The 19,023-nt window shown below is 59.6% G+C and carries 16 protein-coding genes; 13 read left to right on the top strand and 3 right to left on the bottom strand.

What is annotated here, in order from left to right; all coding sequences use genetic code 11:
• Positions 1-66: 66 nt before the first annotated feature.
• Positions 67-1,110: a helix-turn-helix domain-containing protein gene (locus ACR0E6_RS14075; protein ID WP_480584433.1), complete on the top strand. Its 1,044-nt coding sequence runs from the start codon at positions 67-69 to the stop codon at positions 1,108-1,110.
• Between the two features lie 32 nt (positions 1,111-1,142).
• Here ACR0E6_RS14075 and ACR0E6_RS14070 read toward each other — a convergent pair whose 3' ends face one another.
• Complete coding sequence (locus tag ACR0E6_RS14070) at positions 1,143-2,666, bottom strand: ABC-F family ATP-binding cassette domain-containing protein (protein WP_480584431.1); 1,524 nt, start codon at positions 2,664-2,666, stop codon at positions 1,143-1,145.
• Positions 2,667-2,961: 295 nt separating this feature from the next.
• On the opposite strand from ACR0E6_RS14070, the gene ACR0E6_RS14065 reads away from it, so the two are divergent.
• Positions 2,962-3,966 (top strand): hypothetical protein, encoded by a 1,005-nt coding sequence (locus ACR0E6_RS14065; protein WP_480584429.1) that lies wholly within the window; start codon positions 2,962-2,964, stop codon positions 3,964-3,966.
• Here the strand turns inward: ACR0E6_RS14065 and ACR0E6_RS14060 are convergent.
• The gene (locus ACR0E6_RS14060; protein ID WP_480584427.1) at positions 3,941-5,497 is read right to left on the bottom strand and encodes a winged helix-turn-helix domain-containing tetratricopeptide repeat protein; all 1,557 of its coding nucleotides are present in this window, start codon (positions 5,495-5,497) and stop codon (positions 3,941-3,943) included. The two genes, ACR0E6_RS14065 and ACR0E6_RS14060, sit on opposite strands and share 26 nt — an antisense overlap.
• A gap of 148 nt (positions 5,498-5,645) precedes the next feature.
• On the opposite strand from ACR0E6_RS14060, the gene ACR0E6_RS14055 reads away from it, so the two are divergent.
• The 4 genes from ACR0E6_RS14055 to ACR0E6_RS14040 all read left to right on the top strand — a co-directional run bounded on the left by ACR0E6_RS14055 (position 5,646) and on the right by ACR0E6_RS14040 (position 9,532).
• Entirely contained in the window at positions 5,646-6,584 is a 939-nt protein-coding gene (locus ACR0E6_RS14055) for a homocysteine S-methyltransferase family protein (RefSeq protein WP_480584425.1), read from the top strand.
• A gap of 106 nt (positions 6,585-6,690) precedes the next feature.
• Positions 6,691-7,326 (top strand): hypothetical protein, encoded by a 636-nt coding sequence (locus tag ACR0E6_RS14050; protein ID WP_480584423.1) that lies wholly within the window; start codon positions 6,691-6,693, stop codon positions 7,324-7,326.
• An 80-nt stretch (positions 7,327-7,406) separates the two neighbouring features.
• Complete coding sequence (locus ACR0E6_RS14045; protein WP_480584421.1) at positions 7,407-8,003, top strand: GNAT family N-acetyltransferase; 597 nt, start codon at positions 7,407-7,409, stop codon at positions 8,001-8,003.
• A 65-nt stretch (positions 8,004-8,068) separates the two neighbouring features.
• Positions 8,069-9,532: a cytochrome-c peroxidase gene (locus ACR0E6_RS14040; protein ID WP_480584419.1), complete on the top strand. Its 1,464-nt coding sequence runs from the start codon at positions 8,069-8,071 to the stop codon at positions 9,530-9,532.
• Positions 9,533-9,706: 174 nt separating this feature from the next.
• On the opposite strand, the gene ACR0E6_RS14035 is transcribed toward ACR0E6_RS14040, so the two are convergent.
• Positions 9,707-10,891, bottom strand: a complete 1,185-nt coding sequence (locus ACR0E6_RS14035; RefSeq protein ID WP_480584417.1) for a M24 family metallopeptidase — start codon at positions 10,889-10,891, stop codon at positions 9,707-9,709.
• Positions 10,892-11,015: 124 nt separating this feature from the next.
• On the opposite strand from ACR0E6_RS14035, the gene ACR0E6_RS14030 reads away from it, so the two are divergent.
• The 7 genes from ACR0E6_RS14030 to ACR0E6_RS14000 all read left to right on the top strand — a co-directional run bounded on the left by ACR0E6_RS14030 (position 11,016) and on the right by ACR0E6_RS14000 (position 18,905).
• The gene (locus ACR0E6_RS14030; protein ID WP_480584415.1) at positions 11,016-12,059 is read left to right on the top strand and encodes a pyridoxal-phosphate dependent enzyme; all 1,044 of its coding nucleotides are present in this window, start codon (positions 11,016-11,018) and stop codon (positions 12,057-12,059) included.
• Positions 12,056-13,201, top strand: coding sequence for a M24 family metallopeptidase (locus ACR0E6_RS14025; protein WP_480584413.1), 1,146 nt, complete (start codon positions 12,056-12,058; stop codon positions 13,199-13,201). The genes ACR0E6_RS14030 and ACR0E6_RS14025 overlap by 4 nt, the downstream gene beginning before the upstream one ends.
• Positions 13,198-13,908 (top strand): maleate cis-trans isomerase family protein, encoded by a 711-nt coding sequence (locus ACR0E6_RS14020; protein WP_480584411.1) that lies wholly within the window; start codon positions 13,198-13,200, stop codon positions 13,906-13,908. The genes ACR0E6_RS14025 and ACR0E6_RS14020 overlap by 4 nt, the downstream gene beginning before the upstream one ends.
• A 148-nt stretch (positions 13,909-14,056) precedes the next feature.
• Positions 14,057-15,145: an ABC transporter ATP-binding protein gene (locus tag ACR0E6_RS14015; protein ID WP_480584500.1), complete on the top strand. Its 1,089-nt coding sequence runs from the start codon at positions 14,057-14,059 to the stop codon at positions 15,143-15,145.
• A 104-nt stretch (positions 15,146-15,249) separates the two neighbouring features.
• Positions 15,250-16,341: an extracellular solute-binding protein gene (locus ACR0E6_RS14010; RefSeq protein WP_170622430.1), complete on the top strand. Its 1,092-nt coding sequence runs from the start codon at positions 15,250-15,252 to the stop codon at positions 16,339-16,341.
• A gap of 72 nt (positions 16,342-16,413) precedes the next feature.
• Positions 16,414-17,688, top strand: coding sequence for an ABC transporter permease (locus ACR0E6_RS14005; RefSeq protein WP_170622431.1), 1,275 nt, complete (start codon positions 16,414-16,416; stop codon positions 17,686-17,688).
• Positions 17,689-17,693: 5 nt separating this feature from the next.
• The gene (locus tag ACR0E6_RS14000; protein WP_170630803.1) at positions 17,694-18,905 is read left to right on the top strand and encodes an ABC transporter permease; all 1,212 of its coding nucleotides are present in this window, start codon (positions 17,694-17,696) and stop codon (positions 18,903-18,905) included.
• The last annotated feature ends 118 nt before the right edge of the window (positions 18,906-19,023 follow it).

The raw sequence follows: 19,023 nt of genomic DNA, 5'->3' as shown, positions 1-19,023 counted from the left end.
CGGTCAGGATTTTTCACAATCGGCAAGCCTGTGCCGTTGACCCGCGCGGGAAACCGGAATTTGCTTATGGCCACGATGCCGGACACAGCGATCTTTGATCTTTTCCTTCGGGGAAGCGCCTTCGGTGCGCTTGCGCTTTGCGCCCTGGTGTTTCTGATCAACGGCGCGCGGACGCGCAAAAGCGTGTCAGTTGCTCTGCTATGCCTAAGCCTTGGCCCTTACCTTGTCCTGTCGTCCCCAAATATCGAGCTGGCCCCAGCCGCGCAGTCCGCGCTTATTATGGTGGCCTCGACCATTCCCGTTTTGGTGTACTGGGCCGCCATTGAACTGTTTCAGGACAGCGTTGGGATCAGGCCATGGCAGATTGTCATTGCCGCAATCCTTGTGGTCTCGGCCTGGCTGGCACATTTGGGCCATTCTACAGGTTTCATACGGGGTGCCTGCGCTTTGGTTCTTTTTGCGCATATCCTTGGCGTTGTCATAAAGGGCGACGCGGATGATCTGGTGGCCACCCGCCGCCAGTTCCGGCGCTGGTTTCTGGCCTGGGTTCTGTGCCTCGGCATCATCATTACAGCGCTTGAGATCACGCAATTGGACCGTGCCCTGCCGCATTGGGTCTACATGTCCCAAGCGACGCTCATCTTTCTGTCGGCAGGCGCATTCCTGCTGTGGTCGGTGCGATTGCGATCGGATATCTGGATCGTCCAACCTGCCGGGCAACCAGAGGACGTGACGCTCAGCCCCGCGCAGGCCGCACTGATCAGGCGGATCGAAAAGACAATGTCAGACGGGCTGTGGCGCGAGGAAGGTCTGACCGTGACGAGAATGGCCGCCCATCTTGATACACCCGAACACCGTATCCGGGCGGCCATCAATCAGGGCATGGGCCACCGGAACTTTCCCAGCTACGTCAACACCTTTCGCATTTACGAGGCTCGGAAACTGCTGATCGCGCCGGACATGGAGGACAGCACCGTGCTAAGCATCGCGTATGATGTCGGGTTTTCGTCTATCGGCCCGTTCAACCGGGCGTTTCGGGCCAGCACAGGCATGACACCGACCGAGTTCAGAAAACAACACGGCCAGGGCACCACCCCGACCCCGGCTTAACGGCGGCAGAGCTTCCTTTGCACGTCAATCTCCTAGCCCGTGTCGCCCGACATCTCGGCGTCCAGAAACGCTTCGGCGCTATCGACTTCCTTCAGCTTTCGGCCCTTGATCCACCAGAACCGGGTTCCGACAGTGCGGATGAACTGCCTGTCATGGCTGACCAGTAGACAGGTGGTATCCTGGGCGATCAACTCTGCCTCCAACAGTTCTTGCCCGGCGATGTCCAGGTGGTTCGTGGGCTCGTCCAGCAGATAGAAATTGGGATTATCTAGCCGCAGGACCAGCATGGCCAGACGCGCTTTTTGCCCACCTGAAAGCTGATCGATCGGGCGGTCCTGCCGCGCAATCTCGATCCCTGCCCCGGCCAGAAACTGACGCGCGCGCCGGTCGCCAATGTCGGACCGGTGCGTGACAGCGATCATCGGCGTTGTTGCATCGTTCAATTGCTCAAAACTCTGACCTGAATAAGCCGGAATGATCGAGGATGCGCATCGGATCTGCCCCTCTTCACCAGTCAACGCACGCCGGACCGCCTGGATCAGCCGGGTTTTCCCGGCCCCGTTTGTGCCCAGCAAAACCACGCGGTCGCCCTTGGTGATCCATTTTTGACCGGTTCGGTACAAGGGTGCGCCATCGGGTTTGGTGATGGTCATATCATCCAGTGACAGCAGTGCCCTTGCATGGGTGCCGCTATTTGCCAACCTGATTTGCCCTGCATCCTTTTCCTGATGTGCTGGCCTTGCCATCTCCTCAAGCCGTTCGGCACGTTCGGTCAGGCGCTTTGTCTTGGTCAGCAACAGGTCCGAGCCCGAGTTGATCCCGACATTCTTGAGTTTTGCCGCCTGGCGCCGCAATTGCCGCACCTTGTTCATGTCGTTGAAATACTGGCGCGCATCGGCTGTGTCCGCCTCGTCCAATGCCTCCCGCGCTGCAGAAAACGGCAGGTTGAACACGCGCGAATGGTCCGGTCGGATGAACAGCGTCCTGTTCGTTGTTTCGTCCAGAAAGGCCCGGTCATGCGAGGTCATCAAAATGGCGACACTGTGCGGCAGGGCTGCAAGCCAATCCTGCAACAAGGCGATCCGGCGCAGGTCCAGATGGTTGGTGGGTTCGTCCAGTAACAGAAGATCCGGCTGATTGACCCAAGCCGCGGCAAGCAACGCCGTTCGCTGCCAGCCTCCGCTAAGTTCGGTCAAAGGGACCTGCTGAACCTCGAACGGCACCTGCAAATCCGCAAGGGCCACGTCGACTTTCCAGCTTTCATATTCTGCCACCTCGGGCGGCAGGTTGCGAAGTACCCAGTCATACAACGTAACCGACAGCGCAGCATCAGGGACATCTTGCGGAACATATCCGACGCGCAGCCCCCTGCTGCGCGTGATTTCGCCGGATGTTTGTTCGATCAAACCAGCAAGGCATTTCAGAAGCGTGGATTTACCACGGCCATTGGCTGCGATCAGGCCAATGCGGTCACCTTTTGAGATGGTCAGATCAAGGTTCTGAAAAAGAGGAGTCCCCAGCGTTACGCCAAGCGACTTTGTATTGAGAAGAGTCATAACGGTCTCGTGTCACAAGAAATGCGCCGCCACGCGGCTTTGGGCAGACCGTCAATCGGATAAGGATTTGGTCAGCCCTGCAAACGGATTTGCAGGGCAAAACGGGGACCATGCTGAAGTCGGCGTGTGATGCGCATGCTCAGCAATTGCCCTCCTCTTGTGACCGTTCAGACAGGGAAAGATTAGCCGGGCTGTGGTGGTCAGGCAAGTCGCAGCGGACGTCTTGATCTTGCATTCTTGCTGAAACAGGGGTGATGTTCGGGTGTCTACGGCGTGATTGCGACAGGAGCAGGCAGTGGATTCGCGTTCAATCGTCCTGACAATCGGATTTGGTCTGGTCCTGATCAACACCATGCCGGTCTGGATTGGCGATCTGGCGTCAAATGCCCGTCTGTCTGACGCCCAGGCCGGGGGTATCGGCAGTCTGGTCCTGTTGTCCGCCGCAGTGGCCTGCGCCACTGCCAGACACGCAAGCCGTGCCGGTCTGGCAAAGATCGGCGTGCCGGTGTGCCTTGTCTATCTGGCCCTCAGCCCGCCGTTGAACGCTGTCTTCACGGCGGTCGCCTGCTGTATTCTCGGGCTGGCGATCGGGTCTTTGGCCGGGTTGGCGACACGCGGTTTGGGCAGTCTTGGCACAGGGCTTCGCGTTATCAGCACGGCGATGACGGTCGGGTTGGTGGTCTCACTGATCGTCTATCTGGTATTGCCAGTTTTGGGTATTTCGTCCTTCTGGGTTCTGGCTGTGATCTCTCTCGGCCTGCTCGCAGCCCCGCTGCAGACATCACCCACCGGGCAGCACGTCAACTGGCGCAACATCATCGCGGATGTGCCAGCCCGTTACCTTCCCTTTTTCGTGCTGATGGGTGCGTATTGGACCTATCTGGAGCTTTTCGGAGGCCGGTTCGAGAACGCGCAGAACCTGCCCTTCTGGCTGCTTGCCAGCCTTGTAACAGGGGCGTTGGGATCAATCCTTGCCTCGCAGGTGCCAGCAAACTGGCGCGGCAGGGCCCAATCCCTGTCAATGTTTGCCGCCGCGCTGATCGGGGCGCTGAGCTACGTGGCGCCAACCCTGTTCCTGTTCGGCCTGACAATACTCTTGAACGGGTTCGCCCTGTTTCTGTTCTTTCCCCTCTATTTGGAAACCGCCGGGGACCGGGCACCGGGGGCGATGGCCGGATACCTGCTTGGGTTCGCTATCGGAGGGGTGGCCGGGGCCGTGCTGGTCCATGCTGCGGGATACGCATCGCTTGCAGCCGCGATCCTGTTGTCCGGCGTTATTGGCCTTCTGCCGCGCCGGTAATGGTCAACCCTGCCCTGCGCCAGCTTGACAAGGCCTGCTCGACAAGGTCCGAGTTCGCCTCCCACATCGCCAGTTCCTGAAAGACGCGGGTCTCGAAATCCGGGAAAGCCTGTTTCAGGGCCAAAACCTCTTGCCGCGCCGCGTCCAGATCGTCGAGGGCGACATACAGCCAGACAAGATGCGCATGGTACCAATAAAACCCCGGCATCGGGACTTTCTGAAGCTCGACCAACGCCGCCTCGTTCAGTCCCAGTCTGGCGTATCTCCAGACCTTGGCGAAATGGTACCAACCGGGATGTTCCGGGCTGATGTCCATGGCCCGGTCCAACAGCTGCAAGGCCTCATCTTCCCGACCCAGAAATGCGTAGCAATGGCCGATTTCCGACAGCACATCCGAATGCCCCGGATTCAAGGCTAGCGCCTTTTGCGCCGCCTGATCAAAAGCGGCGACATCCATTGCGAACAACCGGCACATAGCCAGTGCAACCCAGGCAAACGCATTGCGCGGGTCTGAGACAGTCGCCTTTTCTGCCGCCTCCGTCGCCAAGGCCAGGGCATCTATACCGGGCCTTTCGTTGACGTGATACCGAAACTCTTCCAGCAAGATGACAGAATAGGCCGCCCATCCGTCCGAGGCATCCGGGTGGCGATCCAATGCCTGCGGCAGTTCCTCGCGCAAACGGGCGTGCAATTCTATGTCGTAGGTGCGGTAAAACCGGCGAAACTCGGACACCAGACGAAACATCGTCCAACTGGAATGGGATGTTTCGGTTCGGATCTCTGCGGCGATCCTGTCGGCCACCGGCCCATGCGGGCCAGCAAGTCGGCCTGCGCAAGTCAAGGCGATCTTGTCCTGCACATCAAACAGCGACGCAACCGTGGCCTCGCTATCAAACTGATCGGTGACCACAATCGCGCCGGTTTCCGTCGATACCAGTTGCACGCTGACACGCAATCTGGCTTCGGTCTGACGAACGCTGCCTTCGATGACAAACTCTGCCCCATAACGGCGGCGGATCTCGTCATGATCCAGTTGCGCAGCCTGAATGGCGTCTGCGGTGGTGCGGGACAACACTTTGAAGTCCCGGAACCGGGACAGGCTTGCAATGATTTCATCCGTAATCCCGTCGCAGATGAACTGGGCCTCTGTATCCCGGCTTGTGTTCTTGAAGGCCAAAACAACCAGACAAGGGACAGCCGGTTCAGGTCTGCCCCTCTCAGCCACCGGGGCGGGATCAAGGGCCATTCGGAAGCCCACACCATGAACCGTCTTGATGACCCGCTGCGCCGTGCCGCTGTCCCCGACCGCGCGCCGCGCTTCTTTTATGGCGGTCGAAAGGGTGGCGTCCGTGACAATGCGATCCCCCCAGACCCTGAGAATAAGGTCATCCTTGCTGACGACAGCTCCGCCAGCCTCAAAAAGCGCGCGCAATATTCCAAGCGACTGCCGGGTCAATCGAAGGGTCTGACCGCCATGGGTGGCCGTCACCTGATCAAAATCGATCTCGGCATCTGAAATCCGGACTTTCATGACCTCACACTAGCTGCACTGCAAATCCACGCAAAGCCTCAGACATTCTCAGGGTTTTCTCAGGTTTGCCTCAAGCCCGCATTGCGCCGCCGGGGTAGCACATCCTCATCACTGAACGAAGACACCCCAATCTCAGGAGGGAGGAAAGATGAAATACCGAAACGCTCTGCCGCAATTGTCCGGACATTCGATGATCACCGATGGTGGGTTAGAGACCTTTCTGATCTTCCAGAAGGGGATCGACCTGCCGCTGTTTGCCTCTTTCAAGGCGCTGGAGACCGAAGAGGGCGTCGCCGCCCTGGATGCCTACATGATGCAGTTCGCCGAGATGGCCGTCGCGGAAAAACGCGGATTTGTCATGGACACTCCGACCTGGCGCGCCAGTGCCCGTTGGGCCGCCGAACTGGGCATCAGCCATGACACGTTGCGCGCGGTACACCGGGAAGCCATCTGCAACCTCAGCAAGCTACGCGAGCGGATGGAAATCGAAGGCCGATCCCCCTTTGTCATCAATGGCGTCCTTGGGCCGCAGGATGATGGATACGCGCCGACGCGCATTCTGACACCGGATCAGGCCCAAGCCTACCATGACGCGCAGGTCGGTTGGTTCGAAGAGTTCGGGGCTGACATGGTCTCGGCCATCACGATGACCTACTCGGCCGAGGCTTTGGGTATCGCACGGGCCGCGAAGGCACGGGGCATTCCGGTGGCCATCGCCTTTACGCTTGAAACCGACGGACTGTTGCCCTCGGGCGAGACCTTGCAGCAGGCCATCGAGGCGGTTGATGCCGATACCGACGCCTACCCTGCCTACTACATGATCAATTGCGCCCACCCCGACCATTTCGCCCATGTTTTGACCGGCGACTGGACCCGACGGATCATGGGGCTGCGTGCCAACGCGTCACGGCAAAGCCACGCCGAACTGGATGCTGCCGAGACGCTGGATGACGGCAACCCGGCCGAGCTTGGGGCGCTTTATGCAGGACTGTCGGCGATGCTGCCGAACCTGACCGTCATGGGCGGATGCTGCGGCACGGACCACCGCCATGTCTCTGCGATCTGCAAGGCAACGGAACCCGCCTGAGATCGTCCAACCCTTCGGGCTTTTGGCCCTGACCAGATCGCCGCCTGCGGACAGGTCCGCGGGCGGGTGATGACCCATTGAAAACTGAAACTGAAAGGAAAATTCAATGTCCAAATCAATTCTCTCAATGCTCGCAATTCTGGCGTCCACCGGAATGGCCAATGCGCAAGAGCCGCTGATGGCGTTCGATGTGGCCGAAGATCACACGCGGATCTTCATGGCGGCGGACCCTGTGCACGAAAACGGGATGCCAGCCCATGGCAACGCATTCGTAAGCCAGGGTTACATCTACCCCGCCGGCACGCTCAGCGATCAGACCAAGGGCGTCAATCAGGATGGCAGCCCGGCCTTTCCCGGACTGGTTCTGGGAACCTGGACCTGTGATGGGTACTTTGTCGGCGAAGGCGGCAACGCGACCTCGGGTGTCTGGGTCATCAGCCGGCAGGTTTTTGAATTCAACGACGGGGACACAGTGATCACGCAAGGCCCCGAAATCGCTGATATCGGCAAGGAAAACCTGCGCCCGGTCACCGGATCGACAGGCGAATTTGTCGGGATTGAGGGCGGGCTGGTTCAGACCACCCTGGGCTTCAACGAATTCATGGCCATCAACGCGACTTTCAAGTTTGAAACCGCCGAGAAGGATCATGCCTCCTACAAGGTCGATGACGGTGACTTTCTGGAATGGGACTCGGGCGTGCCCGTTGGCCCGATCGAGTTCGCGACCGACGCCAATTCCTGATCGCCCTTAACTGCGCCATGCCCGGTATCCGACCGGGCATGGTGCCTTGCGCAAAATCATCCAACTCACGCGTGGACGTTATGAAAGACACAACACTCCCTGAAATTCGACCTGCGTTCAGAAACGACGCAAGGGACCTTGCCAAGCTGATCGACATTGCAGGCGAGGGTATCCCCTCATGGCTGTGGGCAAAGTCAGTGGCCCCCGGACAAACCGTGCTGGACGTCGGCATGGCGCGGGCGCAACGCACCAGCGGCGGCTTTTCCTATACCAACGCCATTCTTGCCCAGGACCAGAACCACGTGTTGGGCATGGCGCTGACCTATCCGATTGAAACGGTGCACGAAGGAAACATCGCGGACCTTCCGGATCCGATCAAACCCTTCGTCGAGCTTGAGGCGCTGTCGACCGGAACCTGGTTTATCAACGCGCTGGCCGTCTACGCCTCGGCCCGAAACCGGGGCATCGGAAGCGCGCTGCTGGCCGAGGTCGAGAACACCGCGCTCCGGGCCGGGTACCAAAAGCTGAGCATTCAGGTCTATGGCCAAAATACCGGCGCGCTGCGGCTGTATCGCAGGCTTGGCTTTGAACCGGTCGCGCAGGCGCCTGTGCGGAACCACCCTTGCCAGCCCTACTACACCGGCGACGTCGTTTTGCTGATCCGCAACCTGCCCTGACCCGCCGTTTGACCGGGTCTGCACCCGCCCAGTGCTTGCCCCAGCCATTTCAGGAGTTGAAAACAATGCGCACCAGTTTGAGATCTTTGATTGTGACGCCCTTTTTGGGCGTCATGCTTTCGACCTTCGCCCTGCCGCAGGTTTCCTGGGCCGAGCATTGGTTGCCCTTGCCCGATCCGCTGGAGGACACGGATTTCCTGTATGACGGTGCACCCTCGGACACGTTGGTCGAGTTGGGCCGCAACCTGTTTTTCGACCCGATCCTGTCCGGAAACCAGAACATATCCTGTGGCACCTGCCATGACCCCAGCCTGGGTTCGGGGGATGGTTTGGCCTTGGGCATTGGCGAAGGCGGTACCGGGGCCGGGGCGCATCGCGTCACGCATGATGCCGTCAACGGGCGCATTCCGCGCAACGCTCAGACGCTTTGGAACATCGGGGCACGGGCCTACACAAGCATGTTTCACGATGGGCGGGTCGAGGCGATGGGCGCAACCATTCGAAACCCGGCCGGATCAGCCCTTCCGCCTGATCTGAGCAGCATTCTGGCGGCTCAGGCGTTTTTCCCGGTGACATCTCCGCTGGAAATGGCCGGTCAGTATGGCGAGAACCCAGTCGCCGATGCCGCAGCAACCGAGGACAGAGCGACAGTCTGGGCGCTGCTTGCCAAGACGGTTTCCGAAATTCCCGCATATGTGGCCCTTTTTGATGCCGCCTTTCACGAGATCAGGCAGCCGTCAGACATTACCTACGCGCATATTGCCGAAGCACTTGCAGCCTTTCAGACCGTAGTTTTTCGATCCGACAACAGCCCGTTTGATCTGGTATTGCGGACAGGGGATATGTCGCATCTGTCCCGCGATGCGCAGGCAGGTCTGCAGCTGTTTTTCGGCAAGGCGGGCTGTTCCGGCTGCCATAGCGGGCCGCTTTTGACCGATCATGGTTTTCACGCCATCGCCATGCCGCAGATTGGGCCCGGCAAGGGCCACGGGGCGGATCTGGAATACTGGCGCGAGACCGGGTTCTTTGCCCGAACCGAGGATGAAGGCCGATACCGGGTCAGCAAACGCAGCGAAGATCTGTTTGCGTTTCGCACCCCGTCTTTGCGAAACGTCGCGATTACAGGTCCGTGGGGGCATAGCGGCGCGTATGACACGCTTGAAGACGTCATCCGTCACCACCTTGACCCGGTCGGCAGCCTGAACCGCTATGGCCTAAAACCCGATGTCTTGCCTGAACTGAAGCATGTCCAACGGCTTTCGGCGCGTGGGTCGGCCTTGAGTTTCACCGCAGTCGAACCCGACCGCCGGGGCGCTTTCGATACCCGCGATGGCTGGGTTCTTGAAACCCCCAACCTGAAAGCGCGCATCGCCGCCGCGAACCAGCTCGAGCCGCGCCCCGATCTAACAGATCGCGACGTTGCGCATCTGGTGGCCTTTCTGAACGCGTTGACGGATCCGGCCACGAACACCCTGCGCCACTGGGTTCCCGATGAAGTACCCTCGGGGCTTGATCCGCAGCCAAACTAGGTTGGAATTGGGGTTGCCGCACCCGGTCGGATCGAGACGGGCCGAGATGCCATTCTGAAACAGCACCTTGCCGATTTCGGATACCGCAAGGCTGGTGATTTTGGCTCGTCCCGAGGTGTCAGCTGGTGTCCTTTCTGTCTCATGCTGAGGCTCAGCAAGATGCGAGCAAAGACGTCAGGGCTTTACGAACAGTTTCCGGGGGCGGTTGCAAAAACATTCTGCCGGGCCGGACTCGCGGATCAGAATGGATTCGGTGATCTCCAGACCCCAATCCTGCATCCACAGACCCGGCATGAAGTGGAAGGTCATTCCGGGTTCCAGGATGGTCTCGTCTTCATCCCTCAGAGAAATTGTCCGCTCGCCCCAATCCGGCGGGTAACTCAGGCCAATCGGATAGCCGCACCGCGCGCCGCGTTCGATCCCGGCGCGTTCCAGAGGGGCTGCCAGAGCGGCTGCAATATCCCGCGCCCGGTTGCCGGCGCGCGCCGCGTCCAGCCCGGCCTCCAACCCTTCGACCAGCGCCGCTTCGGCCCGTTTCATCTGCTCCGGCGGCTCGCCCAGAAAGACCGAGCGGCAGAATGGGGCGTGGTAGCGCCGGTAACACCCTGACAGTTCAAAGAACGTGCATTCACCAGATTTGAACACGTCACCGTTCCAGGTCAGATGCGGCGCAGCTGCATCCGATCCGGACGGCAACAGCGGCACAATCGCAGCGTAATCGCCCCAATCCTCACCAACTCCGGTGATCGCGTCGTGATAGATCTGCGCGACCAGTTCGTTCTTGCGCAGGCCCGGTTCGACCCTGTCCAGCACACCATCGACAATATGCTCGGAAATCCGCGCCGCCTTGCGCATCAGGGCGATTTCTTCGCCGGATTTAACCGCCCGCTGCCAGTTGACCAAGGCGGTGGAATCCACAAAACGCGCGTTGGGCAGTTCGGCCTCTAACGTCTGATGGGCCTTGGCCGAGTAGTAGTAATTGTCCATCTCGACACCGATACGGCTTTTGCCATGACCGAACCGGTCGATGACCTGCGCCAGATCCTGCATCGGATGACGGGTTGTGGATTGCACAAAGTGATCGGCATATCCCAGAATGCGATCATCCCCCATCCACACCGTCCGCAGTGCGCCGTTGCTGTCTTGCTGCCGCCCCCACCAGAGCGGATCTGCATCGAGGAAGACCAGCACCCCCTGATGCACATAGAAGGACCACCCCTCATACCCTGTCAGCCAGGCCATGTTGGACGGGTCCTGAACGAACAGACAATCCAGACCTTTCGCCGCCATCGCGGTGCGGGTCTTGGCCAGGCGGCGGTTATATTCGTCTTGAGTGAACGCAGGGTCGGAATGAGTCATCGCCACCTCGGGTTATGAAACAGTTTGCGTTGACACAACCGCACCAAATGGCTCAGGTCAACGCAACGCAACGCAACGAAACGAAACGAAACGAAACGAAACGAAACGAAACGTCGGAGGTCCCATGCACACTGTCAACAACCCGCATCGGCGGGGTCAGAAACTGGCACCATCCGCCCCTTATCCATCGACAGATGCGGCGCGCGTGGCCGACCTGCTAGCGCAGTGCCCGGCAGCCAGGGAAACGCCATTGGTCGAGGTTTCAGGTCTGGCGCCGGTCGCGCGTCTGTGGGTCAAGGATGAACGCGGGCGGATGAACCTGGGATCGTTCAAGGCGCTTGGTGCGGCTTATGTGATAGCCCGGCATGCTGCCGAAGAAAAAGGCAAGCCGGACGCGACAACATTGCAGGGGCGTACTTACGTGACCGCCAGTGCAGGCAATCACGGGATGAGTGTCGCAGCCGGAGCCAGAATGTTCGGCGCGAAGGCTGTCGTTTACATTGCCGACAAGGTGCCCGAAACCTTTGCCGACCGCCTGCGCGCGCAGAATGCGCAGGTTGTGCGTGAAGGCACGGACTATGCCGCCAGCATGGACGGCGCAAGCACGGCTGCCCGCGACAACGGCTGGATCCTGCTGTCCGACAGTTCGTGGGAGGGGTATTTTGACCTGCCTCACACGTTGATGGAGGGCTATTTGCAGATGGCCGCCGAAGCAGTGGAGCAATGCCCCGAGCCCCCGACTCATATCCTGCTGCAAGCTGGCGTCGGCGGGCTGGCCGGGGCGGTCGCGGCGTATGCGCGTACCGTGTGGGGAAACGCGCCGAAGATCATCGTGGTCGAGCCCGAGGATGCGCCCGCCCTTCAGGCCAGCATTTCAGCAGGCGAATGCGTTTTCGCCGATGGCCCGGACAGCGTCATGGGGCGGCTGGACTGCAAGGAACCCTCGCTGATTGCGCTGAACGGGCTGGCCCGCGATGCGGATCAGTTCCTGACCCTCAGCGATGACGAAGTGACGAGACATCTGGATGCGATGGCGGATGCGGGGCTGGCAACAACGGCCTCGGGCGGGGCCGGGGTTGCTGCCGTGATGAGCGCCGAGGCTCGGGCCGCAACGGGCATCGACGAAAACGCGCGCGTTCTCTGCATCCTGTCCGAGGTCGCGGAATGAGGGGGTTTGACCCGACCGAATTTCAGGCCCGAACCGAGCGTGCTCAACGACTGATGGATCAGGCGGGCCTGTCGGCGCTGCTTTTGACCACGGAAACGGATGTGCGGTATTTCACCGGCTTCCTGACCCGGTTCTGGGAAAGCCCGACCCGGCCCTGGTTTCTGATTGTACCTGCCAGCGGCAAACCGGTTGCGGTGATCCCTTCGATCGGCGCGGCCCTGATGGCACAGAGCTGGATCGACGATATCCGAACGTGGTCCTCACCGGATTTGCAGGATGATGGCGTCTCGCTTCTGGTGGACGCGCTGGCCGAACTGGCCCCTTCGGACGGTGTCATAGGCCTGCCGGATGGGCATGAGACCCACGCCAGAATGCCGCTGGCCGATCTGGAGCGGGTGCGTCAGGCCATCACTCCGCGCAGCCTGTCAGGCGATCACGGCATCCTGCGCCAGTTGCGCATGGTCAAATCTGCGGCGGAAATCACCAAGCTCGAAACCGCTTGCGGAATCGCCGGGCGCGCCTTTGCCCGAGTCCCGGAAATCGCGCGGGAAGGCGTGGCGCTGGATGAGGTGTTTCGCAAGTTCCAGATGCTCTGTCTGGAGGAAGGCGCGGATTGGGTTCCCTACCTTGCCGGGGGCGCAGAGCAAGGCGGATATAGCGATGTGATCTCGCCAGCCAGTCCCACCCCGCTGGCCAAGGACGATGTGCTGATGCTGGACACCGGGCTGGTTTGGGACGGGTATTTCTCGGATTTCGACCGCAACTGGTCAGTCGGACCGGCAACGCCCGCTGTCCGTGCGGCCCATGCGCGGCTGATCGAAGCCTCGGACGCGGCGTTTCAGATCGCCCGACCCGGTGCCACGGCATCGGATCTGTTCCATGCCATGAACACCATTCTGACCGCAGATAGCGAAGGGACCGACGCCGGGCGGTTGGGTCACGGGCTGGGCATGTCGCTGACCGAATGGCCCTCACTCATCCCGACGGATCATACGGTGCTGGAACCCGGAATGGTTCTGACGCTAGAGCCCGGCATCGCCGTGGCGGACAAGATACTGGTGCACGAGGAAAACATCGTGATCACCGAAGATGCACCGCGTTTCATCAGCCCCCGAAAAGGGCCGGAGGTGGCCCAGCTATGACACGTATCCCCTATACTCTGGACGCTGACGATCCGGCTGCCACGCCGATGGGCCTGATCGTGCTGCAAACCGACGAAACGCTTGAACCCGAGTTCAGCGACTATTTTTCGGACCGGAAATATCCGTTCTACGTCACCCGCATTCCCAGCGGAATCCAAGTGACGACCGGCACGCTGGCCGAGATGGAAAACGCCCTGCCCGCCGCTGCCGATTTATTGCCCAAGGCGCGGCCATACAAAGTTGTCGGTTATGGCTGCACCTCGGCCAGTTCGGTGATTGGATCAGATCGTGTTGCCCAAATGGTCAAGAAGACCTGCAACACGGCCGAAGTGACAAACCCGTTGCGCGCCGCCGTGGCCTGCGCCGCGAATCACGGCGTTTCGAAATTCGCGCTTCTGTCGCCTTATATTGAGGAAGTGAACATCCCGCTGCGGCGCGCATTTGCTGAAAACGGAATCTCGACCGATGTTTTTGGCACATTCGGCGAATCAGAAGAAGCAAAGGTTGTGCGGATTTCCAATGATTCGGTTGTCTCGGCAGCCGTTGAATTGGGGTCTGATCCACAGGTGGATGCTGTTTTCTTAAGCTGTACCAACCTCAAAACTTTGTCAGCACTGCCGGAAATACGGGCGCGGCTTGGAAAGCCTGTATTATCAAGCAATCAAAGCCTTGCGTGGCACATGCGGCGCCTGAATTCCGTCAATTGAATTGTCAATTCGAGACCCCGGGAACAAAAAACGACATTCCTTGTTGCAAAACGTATTCGGCTTGGTCTTAATTCATGCGGACAGATCAATGAAATCCGAAAAAGCCGGATAATCATTTGACGAAACAGGGGGTCTTGTGACCGAAGCAATGAACGACGCCGCGTTTGTCGAATTTCAACGCGTTCAAAAGTCTTATGATGGCGAAATCCTCGTCGTTAAAGACCTCAATCTGGCACTGCCAAAAGGCGAATTTCTGACCATGCTCGGGCCGTCGGGCTCTGGCAAGACCACATGCCTTATGATGTTGGCCGGGTTCGAAACTGCCACCCATGGCGAGATTTTGCTGGACGGCAAACCCATCAACAACATTCCACCGCACAAGCGCGGAATTGGCATGGTGTTCCAGAACTACGCGCTGTTCCCGCACATGACCGTGGCCGAGAACCTCTCGTTCCCACTGGAAGTGCGCAAGCTGGGCAAATCCGAACGTGAGGCCAAGGTCAAACGTGCGCTGGACATGGTTCAGATGGGTGCCTTTGGCGGACGTCGTCCGGCGCAACTGTCCGGTGGTCAGCAACAGCGGATCGCTCTGGCGCGCGCGCTGGTGTTCGAGCCCGAACTGGTTCTGATGGACGAACCGCTGGGTGCGTTGGACAAGCAGCTGCGCGAGCATATGCAGTTCGAGATCACCCGCCTTGCGCATGAGCTGGGAATTACCACCGTCTACGTGACCCACGACCAGACCGAAGCGCTGACCATGTCAGACCGTGTCGCGGTGTTTGACGATGGCCGCATTCAACAGCTTGCACCGCCGGATCAACTGTATGAAGAGCCGGAAAACAGCTTTGTTGCGCAGTTCATTGGCGAGAACAACACGCTGGAAGGCGTGGTCAAGTCAATCGACGGCGACACCTGCCTGATCCAGCTGGACGACGGCTCGGAAATCGATGCGGTGCCGATCAACGTGCACAATCCGGGCGAACGGACCAAGGTCTCGATCCGGCCCGAGCGGGTCGAATTCAACAAGGACCGTCTGCATGCCGACGCGCATACGCTGAAAGCGACGGTCAAGGAATTCATCTATATGGGCGATGTCTTCCGCTTCCGCATGTCGGTTGCCGGAAACGACGATTTTATCGTCAAAACACGGAACGCCCCCGACGCCATTCGCCTGCAGGCCGGTCAGGAGATCGAGATCGGGTGGCTGGCACAGGATTGTCGTGCGCTCGACGCATAGACCAAGCCGCGCAAAACAAGCGGATCTATACGAGAGGGACCGGCTGATGAAGACCCGTGCATCAGCTGACCACATACATAAACGGGATGAACTGGGAGTTACACATGAAAGCAACCAAAACCCTTCTGACTACTGCCGCCGTTGCAATCGCCGCGGGCGGCGTGTCCGCGCAGGAAATGACGATCGTTTCCTGGGGCGGCGCATATTCCAAATCGCAGCTTAAGGCGTATCACGAGCCCTATTCGGAAAAGACCGGCGTCACCATTCTGAACGATGACAGCTCGGCCGAAGCGGTTGCCAAACTGCGCGCGATGAACGAAGCGGGCAACATTACATGGGATGTGGTCGATGTTGTTGCCGCCGATGCGATCCGTCTGTGCGACGAAGGTCTGGCGATGGAAATCGACCCTGACACCATGCTGGCCCCTGCCCCCGATGGCACGCCCGCGTCCGAAGACTTTGGCGACCTGCTGGTCAGCGACTGCTTTATCCCGCAGATCGTGTATTCGACCACATTCGGCTACCGCACCGATCTGGTTGGTGACACACCGCCTACCGATGTCTGCGCCGTATTTGATCTGGAAGCCTATCCAGGCAAACGCTCGCTGGAGAAGCGCCCGATCAACAACATGGAATGGGCCCTGATCTGCGATGGCGTTGCGAAGGACGATGTCTATGACGTTCTGGCAACCCCGGAAGGTCAGGATCAGGCACTGGCCAAGCTGGACACCATCAAGGACAGCGTTGTCTGGTGGTCTGCCGGTGCTGACACGCCGCAGCTGCTGGCGGATGGCGAGGTCATCATGGGCTCGACCTATAACGGTCGTCTGTTCAGCGTGATCGAAGAGCAGAACCAGCCCGTCGCCATGCTGTGGGACGCGCAGGTGTTCGATCTGGACGGATGGATCATCCCGGCTGGTCTGAGCGAAGAGCGTCAGAAGCAGGCGCTGGACTACATCATGTTCGCCACCGACACTCAGCGTCTGGCGGATCAGGCCAAGTGGATCTCGTACGGTCCGGCCCGTGCCTCGTCGGCTCCGCTGGTGGGTCAGCATGCCGATCTGGGCATCGACATGGCACCGCACATGCCGACCGATCCGGAAAACGCAAAGAACACGTTCCTGTATAACTACGAGTTCTGGGCGGACTACCGCGACGACATCGACGCCAAATTCCAGGCGTGGCTGGCACAATAAGCCGGACCTGACGACATAGGATTGTCGGGGGCGGTGCGCCGCCCCCAGACCAAGACAAAACAGGGAATAACGATGACGGACGCAAGCGATAATGCAGGGCCAATGCTGGCGGCAGATGGGACGCCGCTGAAACAGTCGCTGGCCCGTTCTTTGCGGCGACAGAAAATGCGGGCTTTGCTGCTGATTGCCCCTTTGCTGCTGTTCGTGATGTTCTCGTTCATCATTCCCATTGCCTCAATGCTGTTCCGCTCGGTCGAAAACAGCATTGTTGCGGACACGCTGCCTCTGACCGTCGAAGCCCTCAAGGATTGGGACGACACCTCGGGCGAGTTGCCCGACGAGGCCGTCTATGATGCCTTTGTGCGCGATATGCTTGTCGCCATCGACAACAAACAGCACACCCGTCTGGGCTCGCGTCTGAACTACGAAGAAACCGGCATGTCTTCGATGTTCCGCAGATCCGGGCGGCAAATCAACAAAATGGATCCGGAAACGGATGGTCCGTTCAAGGAAAAACTGATCGACGTGCACGATGGCTGGGGGGACCCAAAGACCTGGGCCGTGATCAAAACCCACTCGCCTGCTGTTACCAACGGTTATTTCCTGAACGCGGTCGACATGCGCCGCACGCCCGAAGGCGCGCAGGCCCAGCCCGAAGACAAACAGATTCTGATCAAGCTGTTCGGGCGCACGCTGTTCATGTCACTGGTGATTACGGGGGCCTGTATTCTGCTGGCCTATCCGGTCAGTTACCTGTTGGCGACCTTGCCGATGCGGGTGTCGAACCTGCTGATGATCCTTGTCCTGTTGCCTTTCTGGACCTCGTTGCTGGTGCGAACTTCGGCGTGGAAAGTAATGCTGCAACAACAGGGGGTGATCAACGAAACCCTTGTCTGGCTTGGGCTGGTGGCGGATGACGCGCGGCTTGTGATCATCAACAACCAGATCGGTACGATCATTGCGATGACGCATATCCTGCTGCCCTTCATGATCCTGCCGATGTATTCGGTGATGCAAACCATCCCGCCCTCTTACACCCGCGCGGCGAAATCGATGGGGGCCACCAACTGGACCACGTTCTGGCGCATCTACTTCCCGCAATCCATTCCGGGTATCGGCGCGGGATCGATCCTCGTGTTCATTCTGTCCATCGGTTACTACATCACGCCCGAGATCGTGGGCGGCACCAAGGGCGTCTTTATCTCGAACCGGATCGCCTATCACATCTCGTCCTCGCTGAACTGGGGGCTGGCCGCGGCACTGGGGACGATCCTTCTGGGCGTCGTGCTGTTACTCTACTGGGTCTACGACAAGATCGTCGGCATCGATAACGTGAAGCTGGGATAATCAAAATGGCCGCACTGACTCCGATTTCCCGCAAACCCATGTCCATGGTCCTGCCCAGCGTCGCGCTGGCAGGGGCCTTCGCCGGTATCTTTGTCGGCGCAGGCAACGGATCGATCCTTCTGGGCCTTCTGGGCGGCGCTGTGCTGATTGCCGGGCTGGCCTGGGTCTATATCAACCTGCTCAAGAACGAGAAGCTGGCCCGCTGGGTCAACATCCTGGGTTTCGGCATTGTTGGCTTTCTGGTCGCCGGTCCGATGGGCGGCGTTCTGGGCCTGCTGGGCGGCTGGTTCTTTGCCTGGTTTACCTACTGGCTGTACGAGGGGCGTTATCGGCAAAAACTGCTGCCCTATCTGACGCCGAAACAGGTATTCTATCACTACCTGTTCCGGGTGATCTGCGGCGCGATCTTTGTGTTCCTGATCACGCCGATCCTTGTGGTTCTGCCCCTGTCGTTCAACGCACAGGACTTCTTTACCTTCACGCCCGAGATGCTGCGGCTGGACCCGGAAGGTTATTCGCTGAAACACTATCGCGACTTCTTCACCAACAATGAATGGCAGCGCAGCTTCAAGAACTCGCTGATCATCGCGCCGATTGCGACGGTCATCTCGGTCTCGCTGGGAACACTGGCCGCCATCGGGCTCAGCCAGTCCCACGTGCCGGGACGGCGGGCGATCATGGGGATCCTGATTTCGCCGATGATCGTGCCCCTGATCATCTCGGCCACCGGCATGTTCTTTTTCTACAGCGACATCGGGAACTTCCTCGAAGGGACGCTGGGTATGAACAAGAACTTCGTGGGTTACGTAAAAGTGATCCTAGCGCACGCCGTTCTGGGCATCCCCTTCGTCATCATCACCGTGACCGCGACGCTGGTGGGCTTTGACCGGTCGCTGACGCGGGCGGCGGCCAATATGGGTGCAGGCCCGGTGCGGACCTTCTTCAAGATCCAGATGCCGCTGATCCTGCCGGGCGTGATCTCGGGCGGCCTGTTTGCCTTCATCACCTCGTTTGACGAGGTTGTGGTGGTGCTGTTCGTCGGCTCGGCCAGCCAAAAGACGCTGCCCTGGCAGATGTTCACCGGCCTGCGCGAGCAGATCAGCCCGACCATTCTGGCGGTCGCCACGATCCTTGTGGTGTTGTCGATTGCTCTGCTGACCACGGTTGAACTGCTGCGCCGCAGGTCCGAGCGTTTGCGGGGTCTCTCGCCCGCTTGACGCAGGGACAAAGCTGATCTAACGATTCACCTGTTCACCCCAGCCGCGATGGCGTCGCGGACGCACTGGGGCGAACGGCTCTCGGAACCCGAGACCGCCTGTCCTGAACGCCGGGACA

The sequence above is a fragment of the Ruegeria sp. AP12 genome (genome assembly GCF_056540025.1).
This window is presented reverse-complemented; position numbering and strand designations above follow the sequence as displayed.